Origin of the sequence: Heyndrickxia acidiproducens DSM 23148 (assembly GCF_000374345.1) — a bacterium.
Lineage (GTDB): Bacteria > Bacillota > Bacilli > Bacillales > Bacillaceae_C > Weizmannia > Weizmannia acidiproducens.
Map to the genome: position 1 here is coordinate 1 of NZ_KB894033.1, position 15,566 is coordinate 15,566.

Below are 15,566 nucleotides of genomic sequence, written 5' to 3' on the forward strand. Positions count from 1 at the left end.
AGATTCCCTAACACGATTCGCAAAAAACACTGTTCGTTTTGCGTGGTAAGATTTTTCTTATAACAAACGTTTGATATTTATGTCTATAGATGTCTACGTTTTTAGAAACGGTAATTTCATCGGCAATATTTTTTAACGCCGGGATCGCATTTCCCATCGCCACGCCTGTTCCGGCATATTCAATCATTTCGAGGTCATTGTCTTCATCGCCAAAAGCGATAATCCGTTCTTTCGGAATGGCGTAATCAGCAGCTACTTTTTGCACGCCGACTGCTTTGTTCAGGCCGGATTTAATGATTTCAATAATATGCCACGGTGCACCCCAGCGCCTGTGGTCAATCACTTCCGCATGTACGTCGCTTAAATAGCTGCGGATCCCGGGCACATCCTCTTTGGCCGCATGAATCAGCATCGATGTTGGTTCATCTTTTAAAAAGTTCATCAGGTTGCCGGTTGTGATTTTGGGGTTGCCGAGCCGGAAAATATCCAGCAGCTTTTCATCATGATGGTGCAGATAGACATCATCTTTCACTTCTGCGACAATATTATACAGGTGAAAATCCACACAGGTTTCCACAATATTTTTGACGGCCTCAAGCGGCAGCGTTTTATGGTACATGCCCCAGCGGCTATTTCGCGGGTGGTGAATGAATGCCCCGTTAAAATTGACAATCGGTGTATCGAGGCTGAGTTCATGATAATACTGTTCGCTTGAGCGGTAAGGACGGCCGGTTGAAATCATCACAATATAGCCTTCATCCCTTGCTTTTTTCAAACCGGCTTTTGTTTTTGGAGATATGGTCTTCTTATCATTCAGCAGGGTACCATCAAGATCAAGAGCAATTAAATAAGGTTGCGGCATTTGTTTTTTCTCCTTTAATGAAATATAGGGTCTAACAGACAGCCGGCAAAAAATTTTGCCGGCGGATTTGAGATAAAATAATTTTTCTAGTATCGAAACTATACTAAATAATATAACAGTTTTCAGAAAAACATACAGGTGCCGGTGTTAAAATCGTGTTAAAAAATTTTATTTTTATCTTGAATGCAATTTTGTTATGATAGAAACATGGAGGAGGGTGAAAACCATGGATGAAGCTTTAAAAGAAAATATTATGGGCGCGCTTGAGCAAGTCATTGACCCTGAAATCGGCATAGATATTGTAAATTTAGGCCTCGTATATGACCTTGAACTGGATGAAGAAGGCTGCCTGACCGTTACGATGACTTTGACAGCTATCGGTTGTCCTTTGGCCGGGATTCTTGTCGATCAGGTCCAGATGGCAGTCCAGGATATTCCGGAAGTAAAAGATACCCATGTCAATATTGTTTGGAATCCGCCTTGGTCAAAAGACCGGATGTCCCGCTATGCAAAAATTGCCCTGGGACTCAACTGATATATAAATGCGGCCGTATCGTACGGCCGTTTTTTTCATGGCAAAAATATACGCTCATGATGTGCAGCAGAATGCCCAAACTAGAAGGGAAAGATTGATTCATAAAGGGGGCATTTCTTTGGGCCAGAAACACCGGTTCCGCTCGGGGGATAAAGCACCAAATAATGGCATCTATGTTGAGGTGGGGGAAAACGGCGATCCGGTCGTCAACCCGAAAAACATCCATCTGAGCGCAGGTGACCATTTTCCGGAAACCTCCAACCACAGACGCCATTGGACATATAAACGCAAGCCGTAGGGGGTTCGTCCCCCCTAAGGGATGAAGCACGAGGAAGAAAATCCTCGTGCTTTGCTGTGCCCAATTGAAAAAGGTAAAATAAGAGTAGTGAAAACTGAAAAAGCCAGAGGTGGAGAACGATGGATATTAACCGCATGACTTATACGGTCCAGGAAGGTTTGGCACAGGCACAGCAGCTTGCAGCAGAACGGCATCATCCTGAAATTGATATTGCCCATTTATGGAAGGTGCTTTTGGAAAAACCTGATAGCCTGCTCCTGGCTTTATATGCGGGGACTGGCATCGAAGGCGGGATGATTTCCCGGAAAATAAATGATCTTGTCGAAAAAATGCCGGAAGTCATTCAGCATGGCACTGCAAACCCTCCATACTTATCAACTCTTTTGCTGGAACTGTTCCGCCTGGCGGAAGGCGAGATGCAGCAAATGAAGGACGAGTACATCTCGGTGGAGCATTTGGCACTGGCATTAACAGAACTGGGCCATCACGAACTTTCCCGTTTCTTAACAGAGAAGCATATTACAAAAGACAAGCTATTGGAGGCAATCCAAAAAGTAAGGGGGAACCAGAGAGTGACATCACAAAACCCGGAATCAACTTATCAGGTGTTGGGAAAATACGGTATTGATTTAGTCGAAGCCGTAAAAGCAGGCAAAATGGATCCGGTAATTGGAAGAGATGTGGAAATTCGCAATGTGATTCGTATTTTATCTAGAAAAACGAAAAATAACCCGGTCCTGATCGGCGAGCCGGGTGTCGGAAAAACGGCAATTGTAGAAGGACTGGCACAAAGAATTGTGCGCAAAGACGTTCCGGAAGGTTTAAAAGACAAAACTATTTTTTCACTGGATATCGGCGCACTTGTGGCTGGCGCGAAATTCAGGGGTGAATTTGAAGAACGCTTGAAGGCAGTGCTGCAGGAAATTAAAAAAAGCAATGGCCGGATTTTGCTTTTTATCGATGAACTGCACACGATTGTCGGCGCCGGAAAAACGGAGGGGGCAATGGATGCCGGCAATATGCTGAAACCAATGCTTGCCCGCGGCGAACTGCACTGTATCGGCGCAACTACCCTCAATGAATATCGCCAATATATTGAGAAAGATGCAGCACTGGAGAGGCGGTTCCAGCAGGTTCTCGTTCAGGAGCCGGACGTGGAAGATACCATTTCGATTTTGCGCGGACTGAAAGAACGGTTTGAAATCCACCATGGTGTCCGCATCCACGACAAAGCACTGGTTGCGGCTGCGACGCTCTCAGACCGCTATATTACCGACCGCTTTTTGCCGGACAAAGCGATTGATTTAGTGGATGAGGCATGCGCCAACATTCGTGTTGAGATGGACTCGATGCCAAGTGAACTGGATGAGGTGACAAGGCGGGTCATGCAGCTTGAAATTGAAGAAGCCGCCTTGCAGAAAGAAACTGATGACGCAAGCAAAGAACGGCTTAGCATCTTGCAGGGTGAACTGGCAAACCTGAAAGACCAGGCAGATGCCATGCGCGCGAAATGGCAGGCGGAAAAAGCTGAATTGCAAAAGATCCAGGATAAACGCGAATTGCTCGAAAAATACCGCCGCGATCTGGAAGAGGCCGAGAATCAATATGATTTAAATAAAGCCGCAGAATTACGGCACGGGCGCATCCCGGCCGCCCTCAAAGAATTAAAGCAGCTGGAGCAGCAAATGACGCAAAAACAGAGCGGAAACAGGCTTTTAAGGGAAGAAGTCACTGAAGAAGAAATCGCCGGTATTGTCGGACGCTGGACCGGTATCCCTGTTACCAAGCTGGTTGAAGGGGAAAGAGAAAAATTGCTGAAACTCGAAAGCATTCTCCATGAACGGGTCATCGGCCAGGATGAAGCGGTCAGCCTCGTCAGTGATGCCGTGTTGCGGGCGCGCGCCGGCATGAAAGATCCGAACCGGCCGATTGGTTCCTTTATTTTTCTCGGCCCGACCGGCGTCGGCAAAACCGAACTGGCAAAAGCGCTGGCACAGCATCTGTTTGACCATGAAGACCATATGATCCGGATTGATATGAGCGAATATATGGAAAAACATACCGTTTCCAGATTAATCGGGGCGCCTCCGGGATATGTCGGCTACGAAGAAGGCGGCCAGCTAACCGAAGCGGTCAGAAGAAAGCCGTATTCCGTCATACTTCTGGATGAAATTGAAAAAGCGCACCCGGAAGTATTCAATATTTTGCTGCAAGTACTGGATGACGGGAGAATTACCGATTCACAGGGCAGGACAGTGGATTTTAAAAACACCATCATTATTATGACATCCAACATCGGTTCGTCTTATTTACTGGACATAAAAGGAGGGGAAATTGACGAGAACACAAAAAATCTTGTATTTCAACAGCTGCGTGCCTCGTTCCGCCCTGAATTTTTAAACAGAATTGATGATATCATTCTCTTTAAACCGCTCAGCATGGAAGATATGAAGGGGATTGTTGAAAAGCTGATGAAGGAATTGGCGGCGCGCTTAAGCGAACAGTCCATCCGTTTAACGCTTACGGATGAAGCGAAGCAGTGGATTGCGCGGTCCGCATATGATCCCGTTTACGGGGCAAGGCCGCTGAAACGTTTCATCCAGCATCAGGTTGAAACGCGGCTGGCAAAAGCCATCATTGCCGGAGAAATAGGGCCAAATCAAACCGTGCGGCTCGAAATAGCTGACGGAGCGTTGAAAATTGCGGCAGATCAGAAGTGAACAAAGTTCCAAACTCCACCTGCTGCTAGCCCAAAAAAAGCCATGATCCGAAATCATGGCTTTTTCTCATTCTTTTACTGAAACGTGCTTTGGCAAAATAGCATCGACAATAAAAATCAAAACCGTAAGGACAAGGGATACAACGGCCATGGTTTTCACACTGTATGTAGTACCTGTCATGGAGCTGCCGACATAACCAAGCATTTGGGTCAGCAAAAAAACCCAGAATAGCGTAAAGAAGTATTTCATAAATTTCACCTCAAATTGTCTGAAATCGAGTGGATTTACTTTATTCCATCATATCATAGGCCTGATGTTTGATAAAGTGAAACATCCGTTACATCTTTCTTATTTTCCCCGTATGGTTAAGAAAAACGCGAATAAACAGCTAAAAAGTATTTTTAATGAGGAAGCTGCATAAGAATAATACAAATGTAATGCGTATGGAGGGTCCTTTTATGAACCAGGCGCTTGTCATCGGTGCCCATCAATTTGCCGGATTTGAGCTGTGCAAAGCATTATTGAACCAGGGCTGTTCCGTAGTTGCGGTTGACGAAGAAACAGAGGAAATCATGGTTCATACGGAAAAATGGATGGAAGTAGGAAGAAACGCAAATCTTGTCTATCAGCAGGCGGCCTTATTTACAGATAGGGAAGCATTTACCTGTTTCCTGCCTGTTTACGACTATTATATTCAGCGTGACAAAGAGAAACTGGAGCGAATGGCCAGCTTTCTTAACCAAATTGCCGGACAGGTCGAGAAACATATCCTGATTTTTCCGGCGCACATTTTGACGGATCAGGAGCGGGAAAGCTGGATTCCGCCTTTACAATTCAAGGAAAGTTTATGCTTTGAATTTTATGTGCCAACCCTGTATGGTCCCTATCAGCCAAGGCAGCTCGCATTTCACCAAATCATCAGTGGCAGCACCCGGCCGGATCTTACGTATGAAGACAGGGATGCCCTGTTCATCAGTGATGCAGCGGAGGCGGTGGTTCAAACGGTTGAAAAGGGACAAACCGGGGGAAAATATTTTTTGCAAAGCCGGGAAGGAAACACTTGGGAGGAAATCGCCCGTTATCTAAATGAGGAGCTTTTCAAAACCATTCCGCTGCCTGAGCAGCATACAGTTGATCAAAAAGATCTGGATGCGATCACTGTCTCCCCATCCCTTTCGTATCAAGAGGCCATTATGATGCAAATCAGGCAAATGCGAAGCAGCTTGCCTGATTAGCCAAACACATATTCACCGGTCTTTTTTTATGTTGGAAAGAAATTTTTCAACCAAAGGAGAGACTTTGTTTAACATCGGTTTTAATTGATCAAACGTATCCATCAGTTTTCCTGCATTGTCTAATAACGCATTGACATCAAGATTCCGGAAAATTTCATGGTCAAACAAATCCGGTCCGGTTGTTTCGTCCTTGTTCTCTTTGGCCTCTTCCGTTTCCCGTTTCATGTTGCGCTGCCCGAAAAACATTTGATCGAATGGATGGGTTCTTTCATCATCTTTCATTTCCACACTTCCTTTCATACCGTTTGTTTTTTCAAAAAAGGCACGTTATCCAGACGCTTTTTGTTAACAGCATATGTACAAAAACAGGATTGGCTTGGTTGAATGCCATGGTGACAGCGAAGCGGAGCGTGACAAAAAAAGATCGCTTTGTTATAATTAGGATCAGGTCATAATAATAGATATAATACCGGATATAGGGAACAACAACGTGAAGAAGGAAGGAAAATATGCATGAATGCTGGAATAATTGGTGTAGGTAAATATAATCCTGAAAAAGTCATGACAAACTTTGATTTTGAAAAAATAATGGATACAACCGACGAATGGATCCGTACAAGAACCGGGATTGAAGAACGCCGCATTGCTCCGGATGAGATCGAAACTTCGGACATGGCCTATGAAGCTGCCCGGAAAGCAATTGAACATGCGAATATTGCACCGGAAGAGCTTGATCTGATTCTTGTTGCAACCGTGACACCGGATCAGCCGTTTCCGACCGTATCCAATATCCTTCAGGACCGCCTGGGCGCCAAAAAAGCGGCAGCAATGGATATTAGTGCGGCATGCTCCGGATTTATGTACGGCGTAGCGACGGCCAAGCAATTTATTGAGACGAATACGTATAAATATGTTTTAATTGTAGGTGTTGAAAAATTATCTAAAATTACCAACTGGGAAGACCGCAGTACGGCTGTGCTGTTTGGGGACGGGGCAGGAGCAGCGGTAATCGGCCCTGTATCTGAAGGCAGGGGGATTCTCTCCTTTGAACTCGGTTCAGACGGTTCAGGCGGCAAGTACTTATATGAAGACAAAGACGGCCATCTTGTCATGAACGGGCGCGAGGTGTTTAAATTTGCCGTCCGCCAGATGGGTGAATCGAGCCTGAATGTGATTAAAAAGGCAGGCTTAACAAGAGAAGATGTCAATTTCCTAATCCCCCATCAGGCGAATATCAGAATTATGGAATCTGCCCGTGAACGGTTGGGACTGCCTGTTGAAAGAATGTCAAAGACGATACACAAATACGGGAATACATCCGCAGCTTCAATTCCAATTTCACTGGTGGATGAATTAGAAGAAGGAAAAATAAAAGACGATGATCTCGTTTTAATGGTCGGCTTCGGAGGCGGCTTAACATGGGGTGCTATTTTAATCAGATGGGGAAGATAAGTATGCCCCGGGTTTTTAAAACAAGCAGCATGGTGAGCTTTATCTCTGTTCATGATACGCTATCGTGATCGTGGTCTTCTTGTGCCTGGAAAAGGAGATGGAATGATGGAAAATAGAAGAGTAGTGGTAACAGGAATAGGCGCAGTTACACCAACAGGAAATGATGCACAAACATCCTGGCAGAATATTTTAGACGGGAAAACCGGCATCGGTCCGTTGACAAGGCTGGATGCGGAACAGTTTCCGGCAAAAGTAGCTGCAGAAGTGAAAGATTTTAATATTGAAGACTATATCGAACGCAAAGATGCACGCAAAATGGATCGTTTTACCCATTTTGCGGTTGCATCTGCGCTGATGGCTGTAAAAGATGCGGATTTAACCATCAACGAAGAAAATGCGAACCGGGTCGGCGTATGGATCGGATCAGGCATTGGCGGTATGGAGACGTTTGAAAATCAATATGATATGTTTTTAAAACGCGGATACCGCCGTGTGAGCCCGTTTTTTGTGCCGATGATGATCCCTGACATGGCGGCGGGACAAGTATCGATCATTCTGGGGGCAAAAGGCATAAACTCCTGTACGGTAACAGCCTGTGCGACCGGCACGAATTCGATCGGCGACGCCTTTAAAGTGATCCAGCGCGGGGATTGTGATGCGATGATCTGCGGCGGGGCAGAGGCGCCAATTACTAAAATGGCATTGGCCGGGTTCTCATCCAATACGGCGCTGACAACCAATCCGGATCCGAATACTGCAAGCCGCCCGTTTGACTTAAACCGGGACGGATTTGTCATTGGCGAAGGCGCCGGCATCTTAGTGCTGGAGGATCTCGAATCCGCACAAGCGCGCGGTGCAAAAATTTATGCTGAAGTCATTGGCTATGGTGCAACAGGTGATGCTTACCATATCACCGCACCGGCACCGGGTGGCGAAGGCGGTGCCCGTGCGATGAAAATGGCATTAGATGACGCAGGGCTGAAACCTGAAGACGTTGATTATATCAATGCCCACGGGACGAGCACACAATATAATGACAAAAATGAAACAATTGCAGTCAAAGAAGTCTTCGGCAGCCATGCGTATAAACTTGCAATGAGCTCCACCAAGTCCATGACCGGCCATCTGCTAGGCGCATCAGGAGGTGTGGAGGCCATTTTCTCCGTTCTTTCAATTAAAGACAACATAATTCCGCCAACGATCAATATCGAAACGCCTGATCCGGACTGTGATTTGGACTATGTTCCGGACAAGGCCCGCAGCCAGGAAGTAAACGTAGCGATCAGCAATTCCTTTGGCTTTGGGGGCCATAACGCAACCCTGGCCTTTAAAAAATTTGGGTGATAAAGTGCCCCGTTTTGTATACAAAAAAGACAAGCGCAACCATTGTTGCGCTTGTCTTTTTTTACATACAAATAGAATTTCTCCAATACATATATAAGGAAAGATAAGGGGTGAGGGGAAATGAGCGTCATTCGAACCGATGAGTGGCTGGATAAAGATTTTGACCGGCCGGAAAAGATGTGCAGAAAAATCAAGCAGGGGAGCCAAGATCCGGAAGATTTTTACCGCTATTTACAAACCTTTGGAATGTACCGGTCTTCCGTACGGGCAAAGCAAATCTTTCTTGAACTGAAAAAAGCAAAAGCCTGGGATAAAATTTCAGCGTATGAAAAACATTATCGCAAACTTTGGAAAGGCCCGGAAATCGATATTTACATTTTTCCAATCCGGCCCGGAAAAGGCCTCAGGTTCCGTCCTGCCCGGGAAAAATCCGGATTAACACTCGAAAATGCCGTTTTTTTGTTCCTGGCTCCGGTGCCGGATATGAAAGAATGGGAAGCGCTCTTTGTTCATGAATACCATCATGCAGCACGTATGGCGAAATTGAAAAAGCCGCTTTCAGAATATACTTTATTGGATTCCATTGTCTTTGAAGGCCTTGCGGAACATGCTGTACAGGAATACTGCGGTGCAGAATATGTCTCTGAAACTTCACGCCTCTATACGGAACAGCAAAAGATGCGGGCGTGGCGCCGGTTCTTTAGTGAGAACCGGGAGATGAAAAAGAGCGAAAGAATGCATGATCAACTGTTGTTTGGCAGAAAATTTGTTCCAAATATGATGGGATACGCACTCGGATTTTTTTTAATCAGCCAATTCAAAAAAGACCATGATTTTTCGACCTTAAAATATCTTTCCCATCCTTCCGATACATTCCTAACAAAAAGGTTTATTTTATAAATAGAAACTATTATTATAATATATCTTTTTTTGTGGTCAAATACTGAATTTTCCTACTGTACTAAGTTATTTCTATAACAATTGATGTTATAAATGTTTACAAAAAAATAAAATTTATCATATATTACTAAAAAATATGTTGCATTAGAAATAAAATTGTAATATTATTTAGGCAACAAGTTTTTAGACTTGAGTCTATATTTTTATATATAACACTTTTTAGGCAAGGAGGGAAAACAACTTGGATAATCAACCGCTCTTGCAGATTCAAAACTTAAATGTTTCTTTCCAAATTGAAGATACATATTATGCTGCTGTCGATGATGTTTCATTAACCGTAAAAGAAAATGAAGTCGTTGCAATTGTTGGGGAATCCGGGTGCGGCAAAAGCGCTCTGGCACTGGCTGTTATGGGGCTCCATCCAGAGGAAAAAACAAAGCTGAGTGGAAAAATCAATTTTAAAGGCAAAGACTTGCTGCCGCTTCAGACCAGTGCATTGAATCAAATCCGCGGTGCTGAAATGGGGATTATTTTCCAGGATCCTTTAACTGCACTGAATCCGCTTATGACGGTGGGCAGGCAAATTGAGGAAAATATGGATTACCATACAAAATTATCCGGTACGCAAAAAAAACAACGGACACTTGAATTGTTAAAGCGTGTTGGAATTCCCTATCCGGAAAGGACTTACAAGCAATATCCCCATGAGCTTTCAGGAGGCATGCGGCAACGGGTTGTCATCGCGATCGCCATTGCCTGCGAACCTTCTCTGGTGATTGCGGATGAACCGACAACTGCTTTAGATGTTACCATCCAGTCGCAAATCATGGATTTATTGAAAGATTTACAGAAACAAATGAAAACGGGGATTATATTGATCACCCACGATCTTGGTGTGGTGGCAGAAATGGCCGACCGGGTTGCTGTTATGTACGCAGGGGAGATCGTCGAGCTCACGGATGTTGTTTCGCTATTTAAAAATCCGCTCCATCCGTATACCCGTTCGCTGCTGAATTCAATCCCATCTGCAAACGCAACGAAAGACAGGCTGCATGTCATCCAGGGTATTGTTCCTTCATTAAAGAACCTGCCACGGACAGGCTGCCGCTTTAAATCGCGGATCAGCTGGATTGACGAATCGGAACATGAGGAGAATCCGGTGCTGCGTGAAGTGGAAAAAGGGCATTGGGTACGCTGCACTTGCTACCGCCATTTCCATTTCCCGGAAGAACAAAATACAGGGGACTTAAATTATGGTATTTCTTAAACTCAATCATTTAAAAGTTTACTATCCGGTACGGGGCGGTTTTTTCAGAAGAGTAGTAGATTATGTAAAAGCTGTCAATGATATCAGTTTCGAATTGCATGAAGGGGAAACATACGGGCTCGTCGGCGAGTCGGGCTGCGGCAAAACCACAACAGGCAGGACGATCATTGGTTTAAACAAAGCCACGTCGGGAGAAATCATCTTTCAGGATCATGATTTAACAACATTAAGTAAAAAACAATTCAATCATTACCGCAAAGATATCCAAATGATTTTCCAGGATCCGTATTCTTCATTGAATCCGAAAAAAAGGGTGGCGGATATAATTGCCGAACCGCTCCGGAATTTTGAAAAACTTTCACCTGCAGAAGAAAGGAAAAAAGTGCAGGAAGTTATGGAGAAGGTCGGCTTAAGTCCCGACTCCATTTTTAAATATCCGCATGAATTTTCAGGAGGGCAGCGCCAGCGGATCGGGATAGCCCGTGCGCTTACGTTGAATCCTAAACTGATTATCGCGGATGAACCGGTCTCTGCGCTGGATGTTTCAGTACAAGCCCAAGTATTGAACTTTATGAAGGATATCCAAAAAGAATTGAATTTAACCTATCTGTTCATCAGCCATGACCTGGGCATTATCCGGCATATGTGTGACCGGATCGGCATTATGTACCGCGGCCAATTTGTGGAGGAAGGGACAAGCGAGGAAATTTACGAAAACCCGCAGCATATTTATACAAAGCGGCTGCTTTCTGCGATTCCAAATGTTGATCCGGAGCGCCGTTCAGAACATAAAGTGTTCCGTGAAAAGATTAGCCTTGAATTCCAGCATGCTTTTAAGGAATACTTTGATGAAGAGGGAAAAGCGTACAAACTTAAACCAATTTCAAGTACACATTCCGTTGCGCTTCCATAAAGAGAGGAGGGACAGTTATGTTTAAGTTTATTTTACGCAGAATTCTCATCATGGTCCCTCAATTGATTATACTCAGCGTCCTGATTTTCGCACTCGCAAAAGCGATGCCTGGAGATGCGCTGACTGGACAACTGGCAAGCAATCCAAAAATGGACGTTCAGACACTCAATGAAATGAAGGAAAAATTGGGCATGAATGATCCGGCATATGTCCAATATTTTAACTGGATAAAGAACTTGTTCAAAGGGGATCTCGGCATCTCATACATCCACAAGCAACCTGTTACGGATTTGCTTGCCGGCAGAATGTGGAACACGATCCTGTTATCGGTGGTTATTCTTGTTCTAACATATGCCATTGCTATTCCACTCGGGATCGTGGGCGGCAGATGGACGGACTCATGGGCTGATAAATTGATAACGGGTTATAACTATTTGAGTTATGCCACGCCGCTTTTTATTTTTGCCTTAATCATGCTTTTTATCTTTGGATTTGTCCTTTCTTGGTTTCCGACAAGCGGCAGTGTGGACATTCAAGTCCAAAGCGGCACATTTGCATACTACATAAATAAACTTTATCACTTGATTTTGCCTGCTTTATCCGGAGCCCTGCTGGCAACAGTCGGAACCATCCAGTATTTGCGAAATGAAATTATTGATACAAAGATTAAGGATTTCGTAAAGACGGCGCGTTCAAAAGGGGTTCCAGAGTCAAAGGTTTATACAAACCATATTTTAAGAAACTCACTTTTGCCGATTGCAACATTCTTCGGCTACGAGATAACGGGATTAATAGGCGGGTCCGTCATTTTGGAATCGATCTTCGGCTATCCCGGAATCGGCCAGCTGTTTTTGCAGTCGATCATGCAGCGCGATTACAGTGTGGTGACAGCGCTCGTCATGATTTCAGGTATAGCGACATTATTCGGTACTTTATTATCTGACATTATCTTAAGCGCTGTTGATCCGCGCATCCGGATTGAATAACGGGAGGGAAAAGGATGAAAGCTGAAATCTCAACACAGCAGCCCATTACCGTAAAAATGGAAAAAAGCCCGTCCGGACTCTCGATTATGTGGCGGGAACTGATGAAAGACAAGATGGCCGTCATTTCATTATTCGTACTTGGGATTATTTTAGTTACCGTGTACGGGATGTCTCTGTTATTAAATCAGGACGAGATTGTGAAAGTTGATTTACTGTCTATTTATTCTCCTCCTTCTGCTGAACATTGGCTCGGCACCGATTATGGCGGCCGCGATATATTCGGCCAGCTGATCATTGGAGCGAAAAATTCTTTTACAATCGGGCTTACCATTACTTTATTAACCGGCGCCATCGGCTTGACTGTCGGTTTGATAGCAGGTTATTTCGGCGGTGTAATTGATAATATCATCATGCGGATTATCGATTTTATTCTAGTTCTGCCGTTTTTGATGCTGGTCATCGTGTTGGTGACCATTATTCCTAAATATAATGTTTATTCCTTTATTCTAATCATGAGTGCTTTTTTATGGGTGGGGAAGGCAAGATTGATCCGCTCCAAGACACTGGCTGAAAGAGAATTGGACTATGTCAATGCATCCAAGACGCTCGGCACGCCGGACTGGAAGATTATTCTCTTCCAGGTGCTGCCAAATTTAAGTTCAATTATTATCGTGAATTTGACAATTAATTTGGCAAGCAATATTGGAATTGAATCGAGCCTGACTTATCTCGGTTTCGGGCTGCCGGAAAGCACACCAAGCCTGGGGACTTTGGTCAGCTATGCGACAAACCCGGATGTGCTCCAAAATAAATGGTGGATTTGGTTACCTGCATCGCTCCTGATTTTGGTGATGATGCTGTGTATAAATTTCATCGGTCAGGCGTTAAAACGCGCAGCCGATGCAAGGCAAAGGTTAGGATAAAAAATATTGGGGGTTGAACAATGAAGAACAAAAAGTTTTACAGCGTCGTGAGTTTGCTTGCCATCCTTGCACTGCTGCTATCTGCGTGCAGCAGTTCATCAAGCAGCGGCGACAAAAAAGACAAGGCGATCAATAAGGAAGAATTATCCAGCAAGTTTCCAACAACTGTCAAGAACAGTAAAAAAGCGATTGACGGTGGCGTGTTGAATTATGGTATTGTTTCGGATACACCTTTTGAAGGAACATTTAATCTGGCATTTTATTCAGGTCAGCCGGATTTTGAAGTGATCAAGTTTTTTGAAGAATCGCTGTTAAAGACGAATAAAAACTATGAAATTACGAATGGTGGCGCTGCAAATTATAAGCTTTCGAATGCTAACAAGACCATTACCATCAAAATTAAAGACAATGTAAACTGGTCGGATGGCAAGCCGGTAACAGCCGAAGACCTGGAGTTTGCTTATCTGGTAATTGGTAATAAAGATTACACCGGCGTACGCTACGGTGATCCATTGATGCAGAACATTGTGGGAATGGATGCCTACCACAGTGGAAAAGCAGACAAAATATCCGGTATTAAAGTGATCGATGATAAAACAATTTCCATCACTTGGAAGAGTGCCAATCCATCTGTTTTAACGGGGATCTGGACAAACCCACTGCCAAAACATTATTTAAAAGATGTACCGATCAAAAAAATGGCGCAGTCGGATAAAATCCGCAAAAATCCTATCGGGTTCGGGCCGTTTAAAGTAAAGAAAGTCGTTCCCGGCGAATCTGTTGAACTGGTCAGAAACGATGATTACTGGGCAGGCAAACCGAAATTGAAGGGTGTTGTCATCAAAGTTGTTAATCCTAAGGTGATTGTACAATCAATGAAAAAAGGTGAAATTGACTACGCGATGTTCCCGGTAGACCAGTATACAGCTGCGAAGAATGCGAAAAACTTCCAACTGCTGGGTACTATTGACCTGGCTTACAGCTATATTGGATTCAAGCTCGGGCACTGGGATGCGAAAAAGCAGGAAAACGTGATGGATAACCCGAAATTCCAAAACAAAAAGCTTCGCCAGGCGATGGCCTATGCATTGGATAATAAATCAGTGGGCGAAAAAATATATAACGGATTGCGGTTCCCGGCTACAGGTCTGATACCGCCATCTTTCCCTGGTTATTATGACGAAAATGCAAGAGGCATTACGTATGATGTGAAGAAAGCGAAAAAGTTACTGGACGAAGCCGGCTATAAGGATGTAGATAAAGATGGTTACCGTGAAGATCCAAACGGCAAAAAATTCACCATTAATTTCTTGTCTATGAGTGGCGGTGATACTGCCGAACCGTTGGCAAAATTCTATATCCAATGCTGGAAAAATGTTGGATTGAATGTGAAACTGGTTGACGGCCGCCTTGCTGAATTTAATTCTTTCTATGACATGATTGAAAAAGATGACCCGAAAGTGGACGTTTATTCAGCTGCATGGGGAACCGGTTCAGATGTGGACCCATCCAGCCTGTATGGCAGAAATGCGATGTTTAACTATTCCCGGTTTGTCAGCAAGAAAAATGATGAATTACTGGAAAAAGGACATGCGCCTGAATCATTTGATAAAGAACACCGCAGAAAAATTTACAACCAATGGCAGGAATATATGAATGAAGAAGTGCCGGTGATTCCAACGTTGTACCGTTATCAATTATATGCGGTGAACGACCGTGTGAAAAACTTGGCGGTTTATCCTGCTGAATCGGATACTGACTGGAGCAAAGTATCTGTTACATCAGAAAAACCTGCAACAGAAAATGAATAATGGTTTTAAGCAAAAAAGATGGTATCGTAACGATACCATCTTTTTTTGGTGCGCCGCGCATGACGATTCGCTAGGCGGCGAAAGTCCGCTATGGGGGTAGATAGCGACCAACCATTAGCCAAGAGCAAGGGTGTCCATTGTGAAGTGGAATCTGAAGGAAGCTGGAGGCAAAATTCTGACCCGAGGAACACGAATACCATCAGGCGTACTCTTACAGGGTAAGACTGCCAAACAAGTCAAAGCCCAAAAGCTATCCGGATGTGGAGGCGTAAATGGTACGGGTGCATGGAATGAAAGGGAATCGTCTTACCGCGGGAGGT

Annotated in this window: 16 protein-coding genes; 13 read left to right on the top strand and 3 right to left on the bottom strand. The window is 44.3% G+C overall.

Annotation, left to right across the window (positions count from 1 at the left end; translation table 11 throughout):
• Positions 1-7: 7 nt before the first annotated feature.
• Complete coding sequence (locus C232_RS0116265; RefSeq protein ID WP_018665215.1) at positions 8-862, bottom strand: Cof-type HAD-IIB family hydrolase; 855 nt, start codon at positions 860-862, stop codon at positions 8-10.
• 226 nt (positions 863-1,088) lie between these two features.
• Here C232_RS0116265 and C232_RS0116270 point away from each other — a divergent pair, with 226 nt between their 5' ends.
• The 3 genes from C232_RS0116270 (at position 1,089) to clpB (ending at position 4,415) form a co-directional block, all read left to right on the top strand.
• A complete protein-coding gene (locus C232_RS0116270; RefSeq protein ID WP_018665216.1) occupies positions 1,089-1,397 on the top strand; it encodes a metal-sulfur cluster assembly factor in 309 nt (102 codons plus the stop codon).
• Between the two features lie 118 nt (positions 1,398-1,515).
• On the top strand, positions 1,516-1,695 hold the full coding sequence (locus C232_RS0116275; protein WP_018665217.1) for a YjzC family protein: 180 nt from the start codon (positions 1,516-1,518) through the stop codon (positions 1,693-1,695).
• Between the two features lie 119 nt (positions 1,696-1,814).
• On the top strand, positions 1,815-4,415 hold the full coding sequence (clpB, locus tag C232_RS0116280; RefSeq protein WP_018665218.1) for an ATP-dependent chaperone ClpB: 2,601 nt from the start codon (positions 1,815-1,817) through the stop codon (positions 4,413-4,415).
• Positions 4,416-4,481: 66 nt separating this feature from the next.
• Here clpB and C232_RS0116285 read toward each other — a convergent pair whose 3' ends face one another.
• Positions 4,482-4,664, bottom strand: coding sequence for a YjzD family protein (locus C232_RS0116285; protein WP_018665219.1), 183 nt, complete (start codon positions 4,662-4,664; stop codon positions 4,482-4,484).
• Between the two features lie 209 nt (positions 4,665-4,873).
• On the opposite strand from C232_RS0116285, the gene C232_RS0116290 reads away from it, so the two are divergent.
• Positions 4,874-5,650, top strand: a complete 777-nt coding sequence (locus C232_RS0116290) for a Rossmann-fold NAD(P)-binding domain-containing protein (RefSeq protein ID WP_018665220.1) — start codon at positions 4,874-4,876, stop codon at positions 5,648-5,650.
• A 12-nt stretch (positions 5,651-5,662) separates the two neighbouring features.
• On the opposite strand, the gene C232_RS0116295 is transcribed toward C232_RS0116290, so the two are convergent.
• Positions 5,663-5,932 (bottom strand): hypothetical protein, encoded by a 270-nt coding sequence (locus C232_RS0116295; protein WP_018665221.1) that lies wholly within the window; start codon positions 5,930-5,932, stop codon positions 5,663-5,665.
• A gap of 231 nt (positions 5,933-6,163) precedes the next feature.
• Here C232_RS0116295 and C232_RS0116300 point away from each other — a divergent pair, with 231 nt between their 5' ends.
• From C232_RS0116300 to C232_RS20140, 9 genes are all read left to right on the top strand, one after another.
• Positions 6,164-7,102 (top strand): beta-ketoacyl-ACP synthase III, encoded by a 939-nt coding sequence (locus C232_RS0116300; RefSeq protein ID WP_018665222.1) that lies wholly within the window; start codon positions 6,164-6,166, stop codon positions 7,100-7,102.
• A 105-nt stretch (positions 7,103-7,207) separates the two neighbouring features.
• Positions 7,208-8,446 (top strand): beta-ketoacyl-ACP synthase II, encoded by a 1,239-nt coding sequence (gene fabF, locus C232_RS0116305; protein WP_018665223.1) that lies wholly within the window; start codon positions 7,208-7,210, stop codon positions 8,444-8,446.
• A gap of 120 nt (positions 8,447-8,566) precedes the next feature.
• The gene (locus C232_RS0116310) at positions 8,567-9,346 is read left to right on the top strand and encodes a DUF2268 domain-containing putative Zn-dependent protease (RefSeq protein WP_018665224.1); all 780 of its coding nucleotides are present in this window, start codon (positions 8,567-8,569) and stop codon (positions 9,344-9,346) included.
• Positions 9,347-9,587: 241 nt separating this feature from the next.
• Positions 9,588-10,613, top strand: coding sequence for an ABC transporter ATP-binding protein (locus tag C232_RS0116315; RefSeq protein ID WP_018665225.1), 1,026 nt, complete (start codon positions 9,588-9,590; stop codon positions 10,611-10,613).
• Positions 10,600-11,526 carry an ABC transporter ATP-binding protein gene (locus C232_RS0116320; RefSeq protein WP_018665226.1) on the top strand — a complete coding sequence of 309 codons (927 nt, stop codon included), beginning with the start codon at positions 10,600-10,602 and terminating at the stop codon, positions 11,524-11,526. The genes C232_RS0116315 and C232_RS0116320 overlap by 14 nt, the downstream gene beginning before the upstream one ends.
• Before the next feature lie 17 nt (positions 11,527-11,543).
• Positions 11,544-12,512, top strand: a complete 969-nt coding sequence (gene opp4B, locus C232_RS0116325; RefSeq protein ID WP_018665227.1) for an oligopeptide ABC transporter permease — start codon at positions 11,544-11,546, stop codon at positions 12,510-12,512.
• Positions 12,513-12,526: 14 nt separating this feature from the next.
• Entirely contained in the window at positions 12,527-13,435 is a 909-nt protein-coding gene (locus C232_RS0116330; RefSeq protein WP_018665228.1) for an ABC transporter permease, read from the top strand.
• Between the two features lie 20 nt (positions 13,436-13,455).
• A complete protein-coding gene (opp4A, locus tag C232_RS0116335; RefSeq protein WP_018665229.1) occupies positions 13,456-15,246 on the top strand; it encodes an oligopeptide ABC transporter substrate-binding protein in 1,791 nt (596 codons plus the stop codon).
• Positions 15,247-15,385: 139 nt separating this feature from the next.
• The coding region (locus C232_RS20140) for a hypothetical protein (protein WP_026314469.1) at positions 15,386-15,566 on the top strand (181 nt) is incomplete at its 3' end.